The organism is Calditerrivibrio sp., assembly GCF_049968475.1.
Classification (GTDB): Bacteria; Chrysiogenota; Deferribacteres; order Deferribacterales; family Calditerrivibrionaceae; genus Calditerrivibrio; species Calditerrivibrio nitroreducens_A.
The window spans coordinates 1-17,036 of the sequence record NZ_JBMFQS010000002.1 but is presented as its reverse complement, the minus strand read 5'-3'; the positions used below and the strand labels follow the sequence as shown (position 1 = coordinate 17,036).

Genomic DNA, 17,036 nt, shown 5'->3' with positions numbered 1-17,036 from the left:
AATTACCCCCTATTTCAAACCTGCAAAATAAGATGCAAGTGCTTTAATCTGTTTTTCATCAAAATTTTTAATCAGATCCATCTCCGGGACATCCCCCCTTTTCCCATCTTTGTACTCTTTAAGAGCTAATTCAAGATAAAAAGGGTGTTGACCTGCAATTCTTGGATTTACACCTTCCCCTTTCCCAGTTTTACCGTGACAATCGGCACATTCTTTTGACAATTTTTTACCTGCTTCAGCCAATTTTTTGTCAATCTTCACTTTTGTATTAACCCATTTCTGCTCGTAAAAATAATCAGCCACCAATTGAGATTTATCGTCAGTGTAGGCCTGTGCAATTTTTGTCATTACAGTACCGGTTCTTTTCCCGTCTCTGAATTCCAGCATTGTTTTGTAGAGATATTCATTTTGTTGGCCACCAATAGTTGGGATAGAATGACCTGGCGCAGCCCCATTTGTCCCATGACATCCAGCACACACCTTCGAAATTCTTCTGGCTTCATCCCTATCATAACTTTTTTTCTCAGCAAAAGCAAAAGAGCAGAGAATTAAAACAGCAAGTAAGTAGTAAAAAAACTTCATAATTCCTCCTTAACTTATATAATTTTTTTCTAAAAAAATAGCCAATGAGGGTGTAGCAAAAGGATAGTTTGAATGAAATTTTTTTGCAAATTCTACGAATTCATCAAAGTTTAAATTTAGATCTATATAACGACCAAGCATTTCACTCTCCTTTAAAAATAAACCGAAAGAAGAAGGTGTAGCGTCATCAAAAATATCCACCACATCATTATTTTTATTATACCATAAAATATTTTTGCTGTAAAATTTTTCTAATATATCCAGTAAAATTTTCTTTCCAATGTTTAGAAAATTTTTATCCTTTGTAATGGAAAAAATCTTATTCGTACTTGATAGAAAATATACATAATCCTCTAATACTGAATGCTTTAGTAGTTTACCCTGATATGATATACGATTTATTTCATCACCCGTATACATTGCATGAAATATTTTAAAATAACTGTCCACAGCCTTGTTGAAATAAAACTCGTCTGATGAAACTTCGTAAAAATCCAATAATGCATTAATCATAAGACAGTTCCATGAAAAGATAACTTTGTTATCGAAATTTGGTCTTTTCTTTATATTGGATCTCCTGTTTGAAATTTTTGAAAATATTGGCTGCAGTCTTTTAAAAGTATCTAAACTCAAGGAGTTGTTGATACGTATATGATTATTATTGAAATAACAATGCTCCGATAAAAGTTTTGCTTCATCAACGGTAAGATCATAAAAAGATTCCTCAGTCAAAGTATAAAAATACCCTTCCTTCTTATTTCCATTTTCATCATAACTATCAGCATCATAAGATGCACCAAATCCATACTCCGTATCAAAAAATTCTATACAAAAATCTGCCGTTTTTTTGGCAGTGAGTAAATATAATTCATTTTCAGTTTTTTCATACAGCTTTGAAAGAAAGGATATATTTAGTGCATTGTCATATAGCATCTTTTCAAAATGCGGGATATTCCAATCACCATCAACAGTATATCGGAAAAAACCACCATCGATCTGGTCATAGATACCTGATAAACATAATGCATCTGCCGTCTTTACCAAAAATTTCAGAACATCATTATCATCGATATGATACAATAGATACTCCATGACAGGTATATTTGGAAACTTTGTGCTCCCTTTTAGTCCCCCATTTTCATAATCAAAAAGGTCTTTAAAAGCATTAAAATCTGTTTCTCTATACTCTAAATTTTTACTGTCATAAAATTTTGCAATAAAATTTCGGTAGTTTTCCGTTGTTTTTTTTATATTTTCATTAGAATTTTTGTATAAATTACTAATGGAATCGAGTATTCTCATAAGAGATGGTATCCCGTATCCATCATCTTTTGGAAAATAAGTTCCTGCATAAAAAGGGGAACCATCCAGATCTGCAAAAACAGTTAAAGGCCAACCACCTTTACTACCGGTAATCTGTGCAAAAAATTGGTACTTTTTATCCAGGTCAGGATATTCCTCCCGATCGATCTTGATGGGTATAAAATTATCGTTTAAAAAAGCCGCTATACCCTCATCTGAAAATGACTCATCCGCCATCACATGACACCAGTGGCATGAAGAGTAACCGATACTTATAAAAAGTGGCTTATCTATTGAATCCCTGATTTTTAAGTAACTACCCCAACTGATCCATTTTACAGGATTATCGGAATGTTGGAGCAGATACTGACTGTTTTCATCCTTTAAACTATTTAAGACTTTTTTCATCTTAAAATATAAATATAATGATTTTAAAAATAAAGCAAGTAAAAAAAATTATATTGACAAACTGATTAAATATATTAATTTAAAATATGTTTGAAAAAAATAAAAATAAAAGTAAAACTTCAATAATATCAGTTGCAAGTGGTAAAGGTGGTGTTGGAAAAAGTAACTTTGCATTAAATTTAGCACTTACACTGTCGAGACTTGGGAAAAAAACATGTCTTTTAGATGCAGATTTATCTTTAGGTAATGCAGACCTACTACTGGGTTCTAAACCTACATATACTTTGGAGCACCTATTATCCGATGAAATATTTATCGATGACATTGTTTTTACCTCTGAGAAATATCCAAATTTTTATCTAATACCCGCAGGTAGTGGTGTTACAAAACTGGCCTCCCTTACAAATAAAGAAAGAAATTATTTGATAAAAAAGATCTCTAATTTTAAAGTCGATATAGAATATTTAATAATCGATTGTGCAGCCGGAGCATCTAACGACGTTTCTCGTTTTATAGAAATATCTAACACAATGGTACTAATGCTAATTCCAGAAGTAACATCTATAAAAGATGCATATAGTTTACTAAAGATTTTAAAAAGTAAAAATATAATAAAACCTGTACAGGTGGTCATAAATAGAGCCCAAAATAGATCACAGGTGGAGAATATATTCAAAAAATTTAAAGAAGCAGTTACTAATTTTTTAGGTTTAGATATTTCTCTATTAGGTCCAGTGCCGGAAGAACCTTTAGTTAGGGAGGCTGTTAATAAACAAACCCCAGTAATATATCTTTCGCCAAACGGCGTAACCACAAGAATTTTCAATGAATTTGCAAAGTTTTTTATAAAAAATAATGAAGCCAATATCAACTTCAACGAATTTTTCAATACAATATTCTCAGTTGAAGTATCAGACGATAAGAATCATACAGTTGAACAAAAAGAGGTACCCAAAGCCACCGATGAAGCTATTGCCCACAATAATAAAAATTCAAATGACATGAATACAGTAGAATTCACCAATAATGAGTCATTTTTTCTTGTAAACATAGAAAAATCGATCCAGAATCTCACAAAAGAGCTTAATCAATTAAACAAAATCTTTAATATTTTTGCTAGAAAGCAATATAAACCAAATATAGAAAAAAACTATTTCAATTCATTTGAGGTGGGAAAAGATCTTATATTTGTTTACAATGAAGATAGATTTTTCTCCACCAAAATAATTGGCTGGGATTTAGGTAAATATATCCTCGTTGAATCCTCACCACCAATTATAGAAATGTTAATAAAAGGAGAATGTAAGGTAAGGTACATGTTCGACGATAAACTGATTGAATTTTCCACAAAAGCATTTCAGCTTATCACAGAATACACCGATATCATAAAAATTTCATATCCAAAACAGTATAAAGAGTTTTCATTAAGAAACAACAAACGATATCCAATAAATAGGGAATGTAAAATTTATGTAAGAGACCTTCCACCTTATGATGGAACTGTCCTCGATATAAGCACTAATGGTCTATTATTACTTTCCAATAATCCACTTCATGTTGGGGAAACAATAAGGTTGAAATTCGTATTACCCAGCGGAAAAGAAATAGATGAACTTTTGGGGGTCGTAAAAAATTTAAGGGATTCTAACAAATATGGTATCTTAATACAAGAAAAAAAACCAATCTTAATAAAATATATCTCAGAATATATAGATTTGTATGAAAAAATATTGGGAGAAAAGTCCGAACAATCCCTAAAAACATCTCTTACGGGTAATCTTGAAACTGTAAATTTAAAAGAATTGATAAAACTTACAGCATTATCCAACAAAAATGCATTATTGGAAATTACATCAAAGGACTTAGAAGGGAAAATCTATTTCAGAAAAGGAAATGTGATCCACGCGGAATGTAATAATCTGAAAGGTGTTGATGCATTTTATGAAATGATAAATACTAACTCTGGTGAATTTACACTGTATGAATACAACGATTATATCGAACCAACAATTTCTGAAACTATAAATAAATTGATGGTTGATGCTGAATTTTTAGCTAATAAAAAATAAATGGAGGTTTTATGAAAAGATTTTCATTTTTTATCCTATTTATCTATATTGCGGTTTTGTTATATGGTTGTTCTACGGTATCTAATAGCTCTAATTTTAATTTAAACAAAAATGAAAAATTTTATGTAGCTAATTTTAAAAATAACACGGAAACCTATCTTGCCGGAGAAAGGGCTTCTAATATTACCAAATCACTACTTTTAGCAAAAGGTTTTAATATTGTAAATGCTTCAGAATCTTCAATCTCTGAAGAAAAATACGATTTTGAAAAGATTAAGCAAACGGCAAAAAAATCAGATGCTACTCTTTTAGTTTTCGGCGAAGTTAATGAATGGCGATATAAAACCGGCATCGATGGTGAACCAGCTGTTGGACTAACAATATCAATTTATGATATTGATAAAGGGGTAGTGGTGTGGACTGGAGTTGGAGCAAAATCCGGTTGGGGTCATGAATCTATAACAACCATCGCACAAAAATTGATAAATGATATTATCAATATGAAATGAATATCTTAAAGAAACAAAATTCAGATATAGCAATACTTTCTGTACTATTTGAAATAGTTGTTTTTAGCCTTATCTTTCTATCGATAGGTTTTCTATACAACAGGACAGATCCTCTATTAATCTCTTCTAAGATAAACTTCCTCTTGATTCTTATTTTAACCATCACGTTATTCTACGGGCTTTACGTAGGATTGATTTTTATAGTAATATTCACCACAGTAATGTATATATATTATAAACCATTCCCATTTCAATCATTTGCGGAAAACCTCATTACTACGTTAATTTGTGGAGAATTTCATTTTTACTATAGAAGAACGATAAGAAAATTAAATGAAGAAAAAAACTATTTACTTTCAAAATTCAATCAATTAAGAAACTCATTCTATCTATTAAAATTATCACACGATCAATTGGAAAAAAGCTTTCTTTTAAAACCTGTAAGTCTCAGATCAATTTTACTTGACATCAGGGATATGTCAATATGGGATGAAGAGGAAGCGATTGCAAAACTTTCAAATCTCATAGCTAAAAATTTTGGAGTAAAATCTGGAGGTTTTTTCTTAATTGATGGTGATAAATATATCCCAAAAGCATTTATAGGTGATCCGTTTGAGATAAATAGATTTAACGTTATGCTGAATAAAGCCCTTGAAGATAAGGATTCTGTTTTTTTATCTGAAGAATTTGAAAACATCAAAAATTATGAATATATTGCAGTAATTCCTGCATTAAATTGCGAAGATACTATTGTTGCCGTATTTATTATAAAAGATATTCAATTTCTTTCATACAATAGAGAAAATATGCTTACAATTTCAATTATAATGTCAATTTACGCAGATTATATAACCCAAAACAAGATTTTACAACAACTTAATCTGGCTACAGAACTATTGATATTTGAACCTGAATTTAACTATGAAATTCTGAGGCTTTATCATCTTAAAAACAGATTTAAAATAGACAGCACATATGTGATCTTCAAATACGATAAAGAACTAAATATTTCCAAAGAAGAGTTTTTTCTTTTTATCAAAGATAATATAAGGGCAGTAGATTTATCAACAAATCTCCAACAAGCCATTGTGGTTTTGTTACCAATGATTTCTTATTATGGTGCTAAATCTTTCCAGTTAAGAATTAATAATCTATTACAGCGAAAACTTAAAATTGATACTAATATAATAGAGGAAAGGATTATACCATTCTCAGATTATGACAAAGATATCAGTGTAATAAGAGACTATGCATAACAAATTAATATATTTTTCGGTTACTACTGAAAGCATTGGGGTAATTTTTCTAATTCAGAATACACTGTATGGATATCTCTTGTTCTATCTTATGCATGCAATTGCAAGCTTATTGCTATCTAACTTTTTGATAGTTTTTTTACCCAAAGATTACAAAAAAGATAAAAAACAACCATTAATATTAACTTTTCTTATCATATTTTCAACCTTTATAATAGGTTTTATCGCTTCAATTATTATTTACACGATAATTCTTAGAAAACAGGAGGATTATAAATTTGTTCCAATAGAAAACGTATCTCATAGGTCATTTTCCGAATTTCCAAAGATCAAGAGGGTATTTGGAGAATCTGCTGCCAGATCAATAATAGGTCCTAAAAACTACAAGATCAAGCTATTATCTATAATATCTACCATCAAAACAAAGGAAACTTTATCTGTAGTCCAGAATGGAATAGGCGACGAAAATGATGAAATTAGATTAACAAGTTTCAGTATTATCAACAAATTCACATCAAAAATAAACAATATAATAAAAAATAAAATAGAAGATTTTGAAAAAGCCACAGATAATAATCTCAAGTCTCAATTAGCAAAAGATATAGCCATTGGATATTGGGATTTAGTTTATTACGGTCTCTCAGACAAAGAATTAGAGAAATACGTCTACAGCATGATAGAACACTATACAAATATCAGCATTAGTTTAAATCCATCTGATCCTGAAATTATTTTTATCAAAGGAAAATTGAGTTTATTCCAAAATAACTTAAATGATGCAGAAAAATATTTAAATATGGCTTTACAGAATGGTTATCAGGAAGAGAAAATTTATCCATATTTAGCAGAATTATATTTTTATAAAAGAGATTATTTAAGAACAAAAGAAATAATCAATAAGATCGCCCTTATGCAAAGGTTAGACCCAAAATTGCAAACAGTAATAAATATGTGGATGGGATGATGGATCCATTTAAAAAATCTGAAGAAATTGACATCATGATCATAGCCGAAGGTACTTTTCCATATATAAAAGGTGGAGTGTCTACCTGGATCTATCAGCTCATTACTGGTCTTGAAGAATTTACTTTTGGAATTATATTTATTGGTAGTAGACCTGAAGATTATGGGGATTCGGCATATGAGATACCAAACAATTTAGTCTTTTTCGATAAATCCTTCATCTTTGATACTACATCATATCCAGAACCAAAAAAAATAAGAGGAAATAAAAATGATTTAAAAATCGTCAATGAACTTCATCAATGGCTAATAAACCATAAAGGAACTTTACCAGATAAAGCAAAAACGGTCGATTTCTATATTAAAGATATTACTGAAGAAAAATTTCTTTACAGTAAAATATTTTTCAACAGAATGGTAGAGATGTATTCACTAAAAGCGAATGATATCCCTTTCATTGACTATATCTGGACCATAAGAAATTCTCATGCTGCAATATGGAAATTAACAAAAATCGGAACAAAACTACCAAAAGTAAAACTATTCCATAGCCCATCAACCGGGTATGCTGGTTTTTTAGGATCAATACTAAAATATACTTACAACAATCCTTTTATACTGACAGAACATGGCATTTATACACGGGAAAGAAAGATAGATCTTCTTACGGCTGAATGGATTAAGTATCATAAACCTCTATTATTAAGAGAAGTTACAGAAGAAAACTATTTGAAAACAGTATGGATAAATTTTTTTGAGGGTTTGAGTTATTTTACGTACCATGCAGCAGATAAGATTATTTCACTTTTCAACGGAGCAAGAAACGTGCAGATAGAATATGGCGCAGATAAGATAAAAACTGAAGTAATTCCAAATGGTGTTGATGTGGATAGATTAAAAAAAATATCTAACATTAAAAGAGAAAAAAATATAATAACTCTGATAGGTAGAGTGGTACAAATCAAAGATATCAAAACATTTATCCGAAGCATCAGAATTTTATCAAACAAAATAACTGATGTAGAAGCTTGGATCGTAGGTCCAGAAGATGAAGATCCTGAATATGTCAAAGAATGTAAGGATATGGTGAAAACCCTGTCACTTGAAAATACAGTAAAATTTCTCGGTTTTCAAAAAGTGGATGATATTCTATCAAAAACAAAAATTTTAACTCTTACTTCGATAAGTGAAGGTATGCCACTTGTAATACTCGAAGCTTTTGCTGCCGGAGTCCCGGTGGTTGCTACTGATGTGGGTTCCTGTAGGGAACTGATCTATGGTGGCATGGATAACGAAGACATCAAATTAGGCCATGCAGGCGTCATTACTAAGATTGCAAACCCTTCTGAACTTGCTGATGCATATGAAAAATTATTATTAGATGAAGAAAAATGGAATAATTTCAGTAATGTAGCATTAAAAAGAGTAAATAGATATTATTCCCAGAAATTATTTTATGATAGTTACAGAAGGATATACTCTGAAATGATGGCTTATGGCTGGAATAGGATTTGAATTAAGGAAGATTTTAAAAGAGGACAGCCTTATTTCAATATTTAAGGTGTATGGATATTCTGCTGTATTGTCAGCAGGGTCATGGATTATATCCATATTAAGCATAATTGTTATAGGGATAGTCAATATAAAACTAACAAATAATTACAAAACTATCATACAATTCCAGGTAGTTATTACCTATCTTGTTGCATTTAGTTTAATTTATTCTGGTTTTTTTCAACTCTCTTTCACAAGATACATCTCAGATAAACTTTTTGAAAAGGATTATTACAGAATCTTACCAAACTATCTGGGAGTTTTAAGTATTACTATTGTTTTGGGTTTAATATTTACAGTAACTTTATCTGTTTATCTGTTCCCGGAGGTTTCAAACTTATTTAGAGTCACTTTTGTTTCATCCTTTATTGTTTTAAGCTGTATTTGGATATCAAACAGTTTACTGTTGGGTTTAAAAGAATACAAGAAAATAACATTTTATTTCTTTTTAGGATATCTAATCATTTTAATTTTATCAATATTCACCAGAGAAATAGGATTAGAAGGGTATATTGCTTCTTTCTTTATCGGAAACTCTTTTATATTTTTTGCCATGTTCTCTTTAATTTTAAAAAATTACAAATCCAACAGATTTCTTGAATTCGATTTTATTACAAACAAAAAGCATATATTTTATTGGAGTATAGCTTTTTCAGGGCTATTTTATAATTTAGCTATCTGGGCAGACAAATTTGTATTTTGGTTTAATAAAGAAACGAGTAATAATGTAATAGGCTTGCTGAGGGCATCAGTCCTTTATGATTTACCTATATTTCTGGCATATCTTTCAATAATCCCCGGCACTGCTATTTTTTTCTACAGACTTGAAGCAGATTTTGCTGAAAAATATGATATACTATTCGATGCGATAAGAACGGATGGTACCTATGAACAGATTATTAAATACAAAGATGAGATAAACGAAGTAATAAAAATGGCAATAAAAGAAACAATTATAGTTCAGGGGATCTTCAATATTTTGCTTTATATATTCTCTGATAAAATATTTGGATTTTTAAATCTCCCAATAACTTACACACCTCTATTTTTTATAGACCTCGTGGCCGTTCAGCTTCAACTCTGTCTGATGGTAGTATTATCGATTCTTTACTACATGAATAGAAGAAAGGAAAGTCTATGGGTAACAATAATTTTTTTATTAACAAACATAATATTGAGTCAACTAAGCATTAAAATGGGCTTTATGTATTACGGTTATGGATTTGGATTATCTTCCTTGATATCTTTTACTTTTTCTCTAATATTATTAAAAAGGAGTATTGATGAACTGGAATATGAAACCTATTGTCTTATTAATTAGTATAATCTTGTTGGGTACGGTAGAACTTAAAGCTAAAAATTTTGAATTAAATGGTTGTGGAATAGCCTTTTATTACAAAAAAGAACCATCAAAGGAGATGGTAAAATTTTATGATTATATTGTTGTAGATCCTGACAACATAAAACAGGTGAATAAAAAATTTATTGCATATCTATCTGTAGGGGAAGTAGAAAATTATAGAAAATATTACAACAAAATCGATAAAAAATGGATTTTGGGTGTAAATAAAAACTGGAACACTGAAATAGTAGACGTCAGAAATGAGAATTATCAAAATTTTTTGTTAGATATCATAGACAATATATCAAAAGAGGGATTTTCTGGAATTTTTCTGGATACATTGGATAGCTATCAATTTTTAAAAACTAAGAATAACATAGATTTTGAAAAATCACTATCGTCCTTCATTAAAAAAATCAGAAAAAAATACCCTAATTTATTAATTATTGCAAATAGAGGATTCGAGTTTATTGACGAAAACTTTAAAGGGGTAATCGATGCTGTTGTGGCTGAAGGACTTTTCACAGACTATGACTTTACAAATAAAAAATATACAAAACAAACTAAAGAAGGAACTGAATGGTTGAAAAATAGATTAAATCAAATAAAGTCTTACGGTATTGAGGTAATTGTAATAGATTATGCAGAAAAAAACAACAGAGAATCGAAAAGGGTTATTGCTAAAAAAATCTTAGAATCCGGCTTCATACCTTTTGTCTCAGACATAAATCTGGAATCTTTTGGGATATCAAAATGCGAGTATTATCCCCGAAAAATCATAACGATCTATAATGATGAAGCATCAAAAGACTATTCGAAAGTAAATGCCACCAGACTATTACCCGTTCCCTTAGAATATCTAGGATACTTCATAGAACATATCAATCCTGACAAAACCACTCTTCCAACTGATCTGGATCAATATGCTGGTGTTGTGGTATGGCCAGAAACTGACTTATTTAAATATGAAAGTAATTTTTATAATTGGATTGAAAAGGTGTTAGATTATGGTTTGCCTGTTTTATTTATCAATTTCTTTGGGTTTAATCTCACTGATGACAGAATAAAAAAGATAGGGCTAAAGATTTCTGAAAATAAAGATGACCCCCAAAGTGTACTTAAAATTGTTGATAAATCCGAAGATGTGAATTTTGAAGCAAATATTAACCCCTTTTATACACAATATCTTTATGAAACAGATGGGGAACCATTGCTTGTACTTGAAAATTCTAAAAAACAGAAACATATGCCAATTGCAATTACCAGATGGGGTGGTTATACTTTGAGCGAATCAACTATTGTGTCCATAACTGATGAATTATGGATCGTAAACCCATTTTCATTATTACACAAAGGGCTAAGACTACCTGTAATACCAGCTCCTGACGTAACAACTGAAAATGGTAGAAGAATATTTTTCAGCCATTTAGATGGGGATGGTTTCAAAGAAATAGCCGTATACGATAAAAAAAGATATGCAAGTGAAATTATAAGGGATGAAATATTTAAAAAATATGACCTACCATTTACGGTATCCATAATAGAAGCGGAGATTGCCCCTTATGGGATATATCCGAAAGAATCTCCAAAACTAGAAGAGATAGCCAGGTCGATATTCAAACTTGACAACGTTGAAATTGCAACCCACTCCTTCTCGCATCCATTGAAATGGAGAGATATTGAAATTAAAGAAAATACTCAGGCTTATAATCTTCAAATTAAAGATTATAGCTTTGATTTAAAAAGAGAAATAATAGGTTCAACAAAATATATCAATAAAAATCTTGCCCCCGACAACAAAAAAACGAAAGTCTTTCTATGGACTGGTGATTGTAATCCGTCGGAAGAAGCTGTAAAATTAACTTATGAAAACGGCTTACTAAATTTAAATGGTGGTGGTTCAACCATGACGGATATGGAGCCGTATTTAGGCAAAAACTATCCCATTGGTATAAAAAAAGGGGAATTATACCAGATATATGCTCCTAACCAGAATGAAAATGTTTACACCAATTTATGGCGTAGCGGGTTTTATAAATATAAAAATGTTATTCAAACATTTAAACTTACAGATGCCCCAAGACGTATAAAACCTATGAATGTATACTACCACTTCTATTCAGGAAGCAAAATATCTTCTTTTAAATCCCTAAAAGAGGTTTATGATTATGCAGTTTCACAAAAGATCACAGCAATGTTTGCCTCCGATTACATTTTAAGAGCACTGGATTTTTACGAAACAGTCCTAGGTAAAGATTTAACTGATGAATCATGGATAATAAAAACAAATGGGAATTTAAGAACATTAAAAATCCCGGCAAATTTTAATCTTTATCCAGAAATAAACAAAGACATATTAGGTTTCAATATGCACAATGATATGCTTTACATACACCTAACAGATCAAGATAAATTTCGTCTGAAACTTAATAATTATACTCCAGATAAACCATACATAAAAGAAACAAATGGTGTGGTAGTACGAAAAAAAGAGTATAATAAGCTCACCAAAATATTTATAAAGGGATATCAACCTATTGAGGTTATTTTGAAAAAAATGAATAGATGTAAGATAGAGTCGGATAAAAAATTTATAAAAACGATCACCGATAAAGATGAAGTTAGTTTTAAATTTAACGATAAAGAGGTGGAATTTGTCATCAACTGTTCCTAAAGGTAAGCCATTTATATCTTATATCCAAATTGTTTCCATCTTTTTCATATTTTCATTTGTTTTTTATCTGCTATTTCCTGGTGTTAAAGTTCGAGATATGGCTCTAAAAGAAAATAAGAATATAGATTTAGCAATAATATACTTAAATCAGATACGAATTGCATACCCATATGATATTGAAAACTGGGAAAAATTGTTATCTATGTATCTAAAAAAAGAGGATAAGAAACGAGCATATGAACTTATAATTGAGATGGAAAAATTCCCTGATAAAAATATACAGAACAAATCAATATACCTAAAATATTCTTTTTTAAAAAATGAATATCTCAGTACATTAAAAATAGAGTTAAAAGATGAACTTTTGAATTTACAGGAAAAACTGATCCAATTGTTTAGAATTGATAATGATAAATTAGAGCAATTATATGGTGATTACCTGGCTTTTGGGCTTCCACATATAGCTATCAAATTTGCTAAACAGCTATATTCAAACTATTATAATCAAAAAGATACAGTAAAAGCCAAGAAATGGTTACAGGAGTATTACAAACAGGCTCTTGCAACCTCAGATAGAGCCTCAATAGCTGAATATTATAATTTAGCTATAAAATTATTCCCAGAAAATCAATCTTTAAAAGAGAAATTGGCTGAATATTATCTCTCATTTCAGGATCTTGATAATGCAGCCCAAATCTATCTGGATCTATTAAAAAATATAGATGATAATGATAAAAAAATATACGTTTTAAAATTAGTTACTATCTATCAATGGCAGAAAAAATATGAAACAGCAGCAACAGTTTTAAAAGAACATGAAGCGCTGTTTATGAAAGACAATAATGATAAAAAGATGTTGTTAAAGCTATATCTATCCTTAGGCAAGCTCGATTACGCTAAAAATTTTGCATTAAAAATTTTGGGTGATGGAAATAATGGTAGATAAATTAAAGATTTATCTGATATTCTTGATTATTCTAATAACAGAATATTCATATGCAGCAAAAGTATCCTACTTAAAAAATATCAGATATAATGAATATGATAATTACACAAGAATTGTACTCGATTTAAGCAGATTAAACGAATTCACAAAGAATACAAAAAATGGTGTCCTAACAATTTTAATAAATAACACAGTAATGGAGAAATCTTTAAAAATACCAAAGATAAGAAACTTAAAAATAGTAAACACAAAAGATAGAAAATTAATATTAACCATAAAAATAAATGATGATCAAGAAAAAATTTTTAAACTCAATCAACCTGACAGAATAGTAGTGGATATAGAAAGAAAGGATAACAACACAATAGGTAACAAAAATAACAAAGCACCAGACAATGAGATCATTAAAACTACAACAAATAAAAAGGTATCCAAAAATATAGATTTCAAAAATAGCTCGACCAAAATCGATGAAGAACTATTAAAAATATCCCTATCCATATTTTTACAGTCAAACGATATAAAAAATGCCTACAAAATAACCAAATATGCCCTCAATATTTTCCCTGATAGTATTTACTGGCATGAACAGATGATAAAGATAGCTTACTGGAATGGAGAATTGGATGATGCCCACACCAGTATGCTGTACTTATTAAAAAATAAAAAGAATCTAAGCAGGGACTTTTACAAAAATCTGTATAGCCTGTCAGTGGTAACTGGTGATTACTATACCATTGTAAAACTATTAAAAGATGAGATTGAAAACGGTAACTACGAAAAGTTAAACGAATATATATACATTTCAACGGAGTTACTTGGTGATTTAGATGATACAGTAAAATTTATCAAGAAATTATATCAAAGAGCACCTCTAAATATAAAAATCACATTAACAAAACATCTACTGCGCATCAATTACAATCTAAAAAACCTTGATAATAGTATAGATATATTAGAAAATTACATCAAACAATCCTATCCATTGGATTCTGAAATTGCACAGATAGGCTCTAATCTATACTTTATAAAAAAAGAATACGACAAATCACTCAATATACTAAAAACTACAATGCCAAACATACCGGACAATGACACAGATTTTTGGCGTCAACTAAGTGATATAGCCCAATTTCTAAATGATAAAAATACCGCCCTTTTGGCATCTTTAAAACTATATAAAACAGGTTCTGCAACTGAAGTGGACTATGAAAGAATTGCGGATTATGCAGATGAAGCAGATCTAAAAGAGCAAATTCTAATGGATGCATGGTTAAAATTCAATAAGAACTATCATGCCTACCGATACTTAGACTTATTGATCAAAAGTAAAAAAAATAAAGAAGCAGAAGATTTTATTGAAAAAAATCTAAATAGATTGTCAGATTATACCCCTTTTATGCTGCTATCAATAAATTATTATCTATCAGTAAATAACTATAAAAATGTCAAGATGTTATACAAAACGTTGCTTGCTAGAATAGATTCCAACTATATTAAAGAATCATTTATCTGGTTTTTGATAGATTCAAAAGATTCTGAAGTGTCAAAATATATATCTAACTGGAGCGAATTAACAAATAAAATCCCATCATTGAATTTAGCGTATGCCTCATATTTTTCATCTGTACAAAAATACAAAATCTCACTTTATTATCTTAAAAAATATTTTAAATTCAAAGGGGAATCCCCTAAGTTACTTTTGCTTTATGCAGATATTTTACAAGCTTCTGGAAAAGATGAAGAGGCAAACAATATAAGATATAAAGCTTTTGTCAAATTCAACCATGAATTAAATATTAACACAGATAGTCTAAAAGATAAGGATAAAATTATAAGTTTGTTAAAATTTACCTTACATTACAAATCAGGGGAAGAATTTTTATCACTGTTACAAAAATATTCAACATTTCTGAATCCTCAGGATCGTTCTGAATTATTATTACTTTACACATTAAAAAACAACCAGCAGGAGTATACTGCATACTTGAAAAGAAAATACTCCTACTCACAACCATGGATCGATCTAAACGTAGCTTTGAACAGTTATGATCAAATAGAAATTTATGACATCCTATACAAAAATCTGGATTCTCTGCCAAATAGAGATAGTGTGGAATCGGCTAATATAGTAGGAGATAAAAAAATAGCAAATCAAATTGCGTTTGACAGCTTAGATGAAAATTACCCTTTTAATGCTCCAATTCTTTCCGAGCAGAGATCGGAAGATTCAGATCTTTATAAGCAATTCAGAGATTTGACAAACCAATATTCAGATATATTCACATATGAAAATAGTCTTGGTTCAAATTCAGATATAAGATTCTTCAGAAACAAAATCTATCTTAAAAACCATTTATATAAAGGGTTTTATTCAAATTTAGAATTTTCAAACCTTAAACCATCTTCTAGGAGTGATACTAAAATCAAAAACCTACCCAGTAATGTTAATAGTTTTAATTTAAAACTCAGCAAGGAAATAAATAATATTTCAAATTTTAATATATCATTTGGATTTAATGATGGATTGGAATATTACAATAACTTTGGAGCAGGTTTTGATTACTATATAAAAAACAACACTACAGTCAATGCTAATTTCAATTACCACAAAAACATGGAAGAGAATAGCTTTCTATTATTAGGAGGGATGAAAAATGAAATCTTAATTCAAATAAGACATAATATTACAAATAAACATTTAATTTCAGGATCTTATTCGTATAACAAATTTTATTCACAGGATAATAAATTTCTCGGTACATCCAACAATATTTATGGAGAATACGATTTTAAACTGAGGGAAGGTTACCCGGATATTCTTTGGAAAAATTTTGTATCATATGGAGAATACAGTGAATCCAGCATAAGCAATAATTCCTCAATTTTAAAGCTATCTCCATATGAAAATCCACGATTTCTTCCAGAAACATTTACAGAATTAGGGACAAGTCTCTCAGTTGGTGAAAGTAATGTATATGGCTATACAAGAGTAATAAGGCCGTTTGCATTATCGGGTATCTCCTACAACTCAAAATCAAACTTAAACTATAACTTTAGCCTCGGATTGGGGGGGCATATATTCAACCAGGATCATCTAAGTATAAAATTAAACTTATCAACAAATAGTAAAAATAATGCGGATGTTACAAAATCGTTAGATCTTATCTATAGGTTATTTTTCTAAATATAATAAATATCTACTCACCAATCAAGGAGCCTTTTTACCCCAGTAATCTTCTGTATTTCCGAAATATCCTGGGTAACCTCCACAATACCTTTATATTCACCCTTTTCGTTTACTACTGCATAATATTGGATAAAGAGGAATTTATTTTTATAAGGTATCCAGAAAAAGGCATGATTTTTTTCACCCTTTTTAAAGCTTTCGATTATTTTATTTACCACCTCCACACTTTCATGAGGATGAC

General features: G+C 29.8%; 12 protein-coding genes. 9 read left to right on the top strand and 3 right to left on the bottom strand.

Features of this window, described 5'->3' with window-relative positions; all coding sequences use genetic code 11:
• Nucleotides 1-9: 9 nt before the first annotated feature.
• Together ACP5Q2_RS02740 and ACP5Q2_RS02735 are read right to left on the bottom strand one after the other, a co-directional pair.
• Nucleotides 10-582: a c-type cytochrome gene (locus ACP5Q2_RS02740; protein WP_428096999.1), complete on the bottom strand. Its 573-nt coding sequence runs from the start codon at nt 580-582 to the stop codon at nt 10-12.
• Nucleotides 583-591: 9 nt separating this feature from the next.
• Nucleotides 592-2,292 carry a thioredoxin domain-containing protein gene (locus tag ACP5Q2_RS02735; RefSeq protein ID WP_428096997.1) on the bottom strand — a complete coding sequence of 567 codons (1,701 nt, stop codon included), beginning with the start codon at nt 2,290-2,292 and terminating at the stop codon, nt 592-594.
• An 86-nt stretch (nt 2,293-2,378) separates the two neighbouring features.
• Here ACP5Q2_RS02735 and ACP5Q2_RS02730 point away from each other — a divergent pair, with 86 nt between their 5' ends.
• From ACP5Q2_RS02730 to ACP5Q2_RS02690, 9 genes are all read left to right on the top strand, one after another.
• Complete coding sequence (locus tag ACP5Q2_RS02730) at nt 2,379-4,361, top strand: P-loop NTPase (protein ID WP_428096994.1); 1,983 nt, start codon at nt 2,379-2,381, stop codon at nt 4,359-4,361.
• Between the two features lie 11 nt (nt 4,362-4,372).
• Entirely contained in the window at nt 4,373-4,870 is a 498-nt protein-coding gene (locus ACP5Q2_RS02725; RefSeq protein ID WP_428096992.1) for a hypothetical protein, read from the top strand.
• Nucleotides 4,867-6,126, top strand: coding sequence for a PelD GGDEF domain-containing protein (locus ACP5Q2_RS02720; protein WP_428096989.1), 1,260 nt, complete (start codon nt 4,867-4,869; stop codon nt 6,124-6,126). The genes ACP5Q2_RS02725 and ACP5Q2_RS02720 overlap by 4 nt, the downstream gene beginning before the upstream one ends.
• Nucleotides 6,127-6,217: 91 nt before the next feature.
• Nucleotides 6,218-7,090 (top strand): tetratricopeptide repeat protein, encoded by an 873-nt coding sequence (locus tag ACP5Q2_RS02715; protein WP_428096987.1) that lies wholly within the window; start codon nt 6,218-6,220, stop codon nt 7,088-7,090.
• Entirely contained in the window at nt 7,087-8,604 is a 1,518-nt protein-coding gene (pelF, locus tag ACP5Q2_RS02710) for a GT4 family glycosyltransferase PelF (protein ID WP_428096984.1), read from the top strand. Before ACP5Q2_RS02715 ends, pelF begins: the two co-directional genes overlap by 4 nt.
• Nucleotides 8,585-9,964 (top strand): exopolysaccharide Pel transporter PelG, encoded by a 1,380-nt coding sequence (gene pelG, locus ACP5Q2_RS02705; RefSeq protein ID WP_428096981.1) that lies wholly within the window; start codon nt 8,585-8,587, stop codon nt 9,962-9,964. The genes pelF and pelG overlap by 20 nt, the downstream gene beginning before the upstream one ends.
• The gene (locus ACP5Q2_RS02700) at nt 9,927-12,659 is read left to right on the top strand and encodes an endo alpha-1,4 polygalactosaminidase (protein ID WP_428096977.1); all 2,733 of its coding nucleotides are present in this window, start codon (nt 9,927-9,929) and stop codon (nt 12,657-12,659) included. Before pelG ends, ACP5Q2_RS02700 begins: the two co-directional genes overlap by 38 nt.
• 97 nt (nt 12,660-12,756) lie before the next feature.
• Nucleotides 12,757-13,605: a tetratricopeptide repeat protein gene (locus ACP5Q2_RS02695; protein ID WP_428096974.1), complete on the top strand. Its 849-nt coding sequence runs from the start codon at nt 12,757-12,759 to the stop codon at nt 13,603-13,605.
• Nucleotides 13,595-16,792, top strand: a complete 3,198-nt coding sequence (locus ACP5Q2_RS02690; protein ID WP_428096972.1) for a tetratricopeptide repeat protein — start codon at nt 13,595-13,597, stop codon at nt 16,790-16,792. Before ACP5Q2_RS02695 ends, ACP5Q2_RS02690 begins: the two co-directional genes overlap by 11 nt.
• Nucleotides 16,793-16,809: 17 nt before the next feature.
• Here the strand turns inward: ACP5Q2_RS02690 and ACP5Q2_RS02685 are convergent.
• On the bottom strand, nt 16,810-17,036 hold a 227-nt coding region (locus ACP5Q2_RS02685), incomplete at its 5' end, for a PAS domain-containing protein (protein ID WP_428096969.1).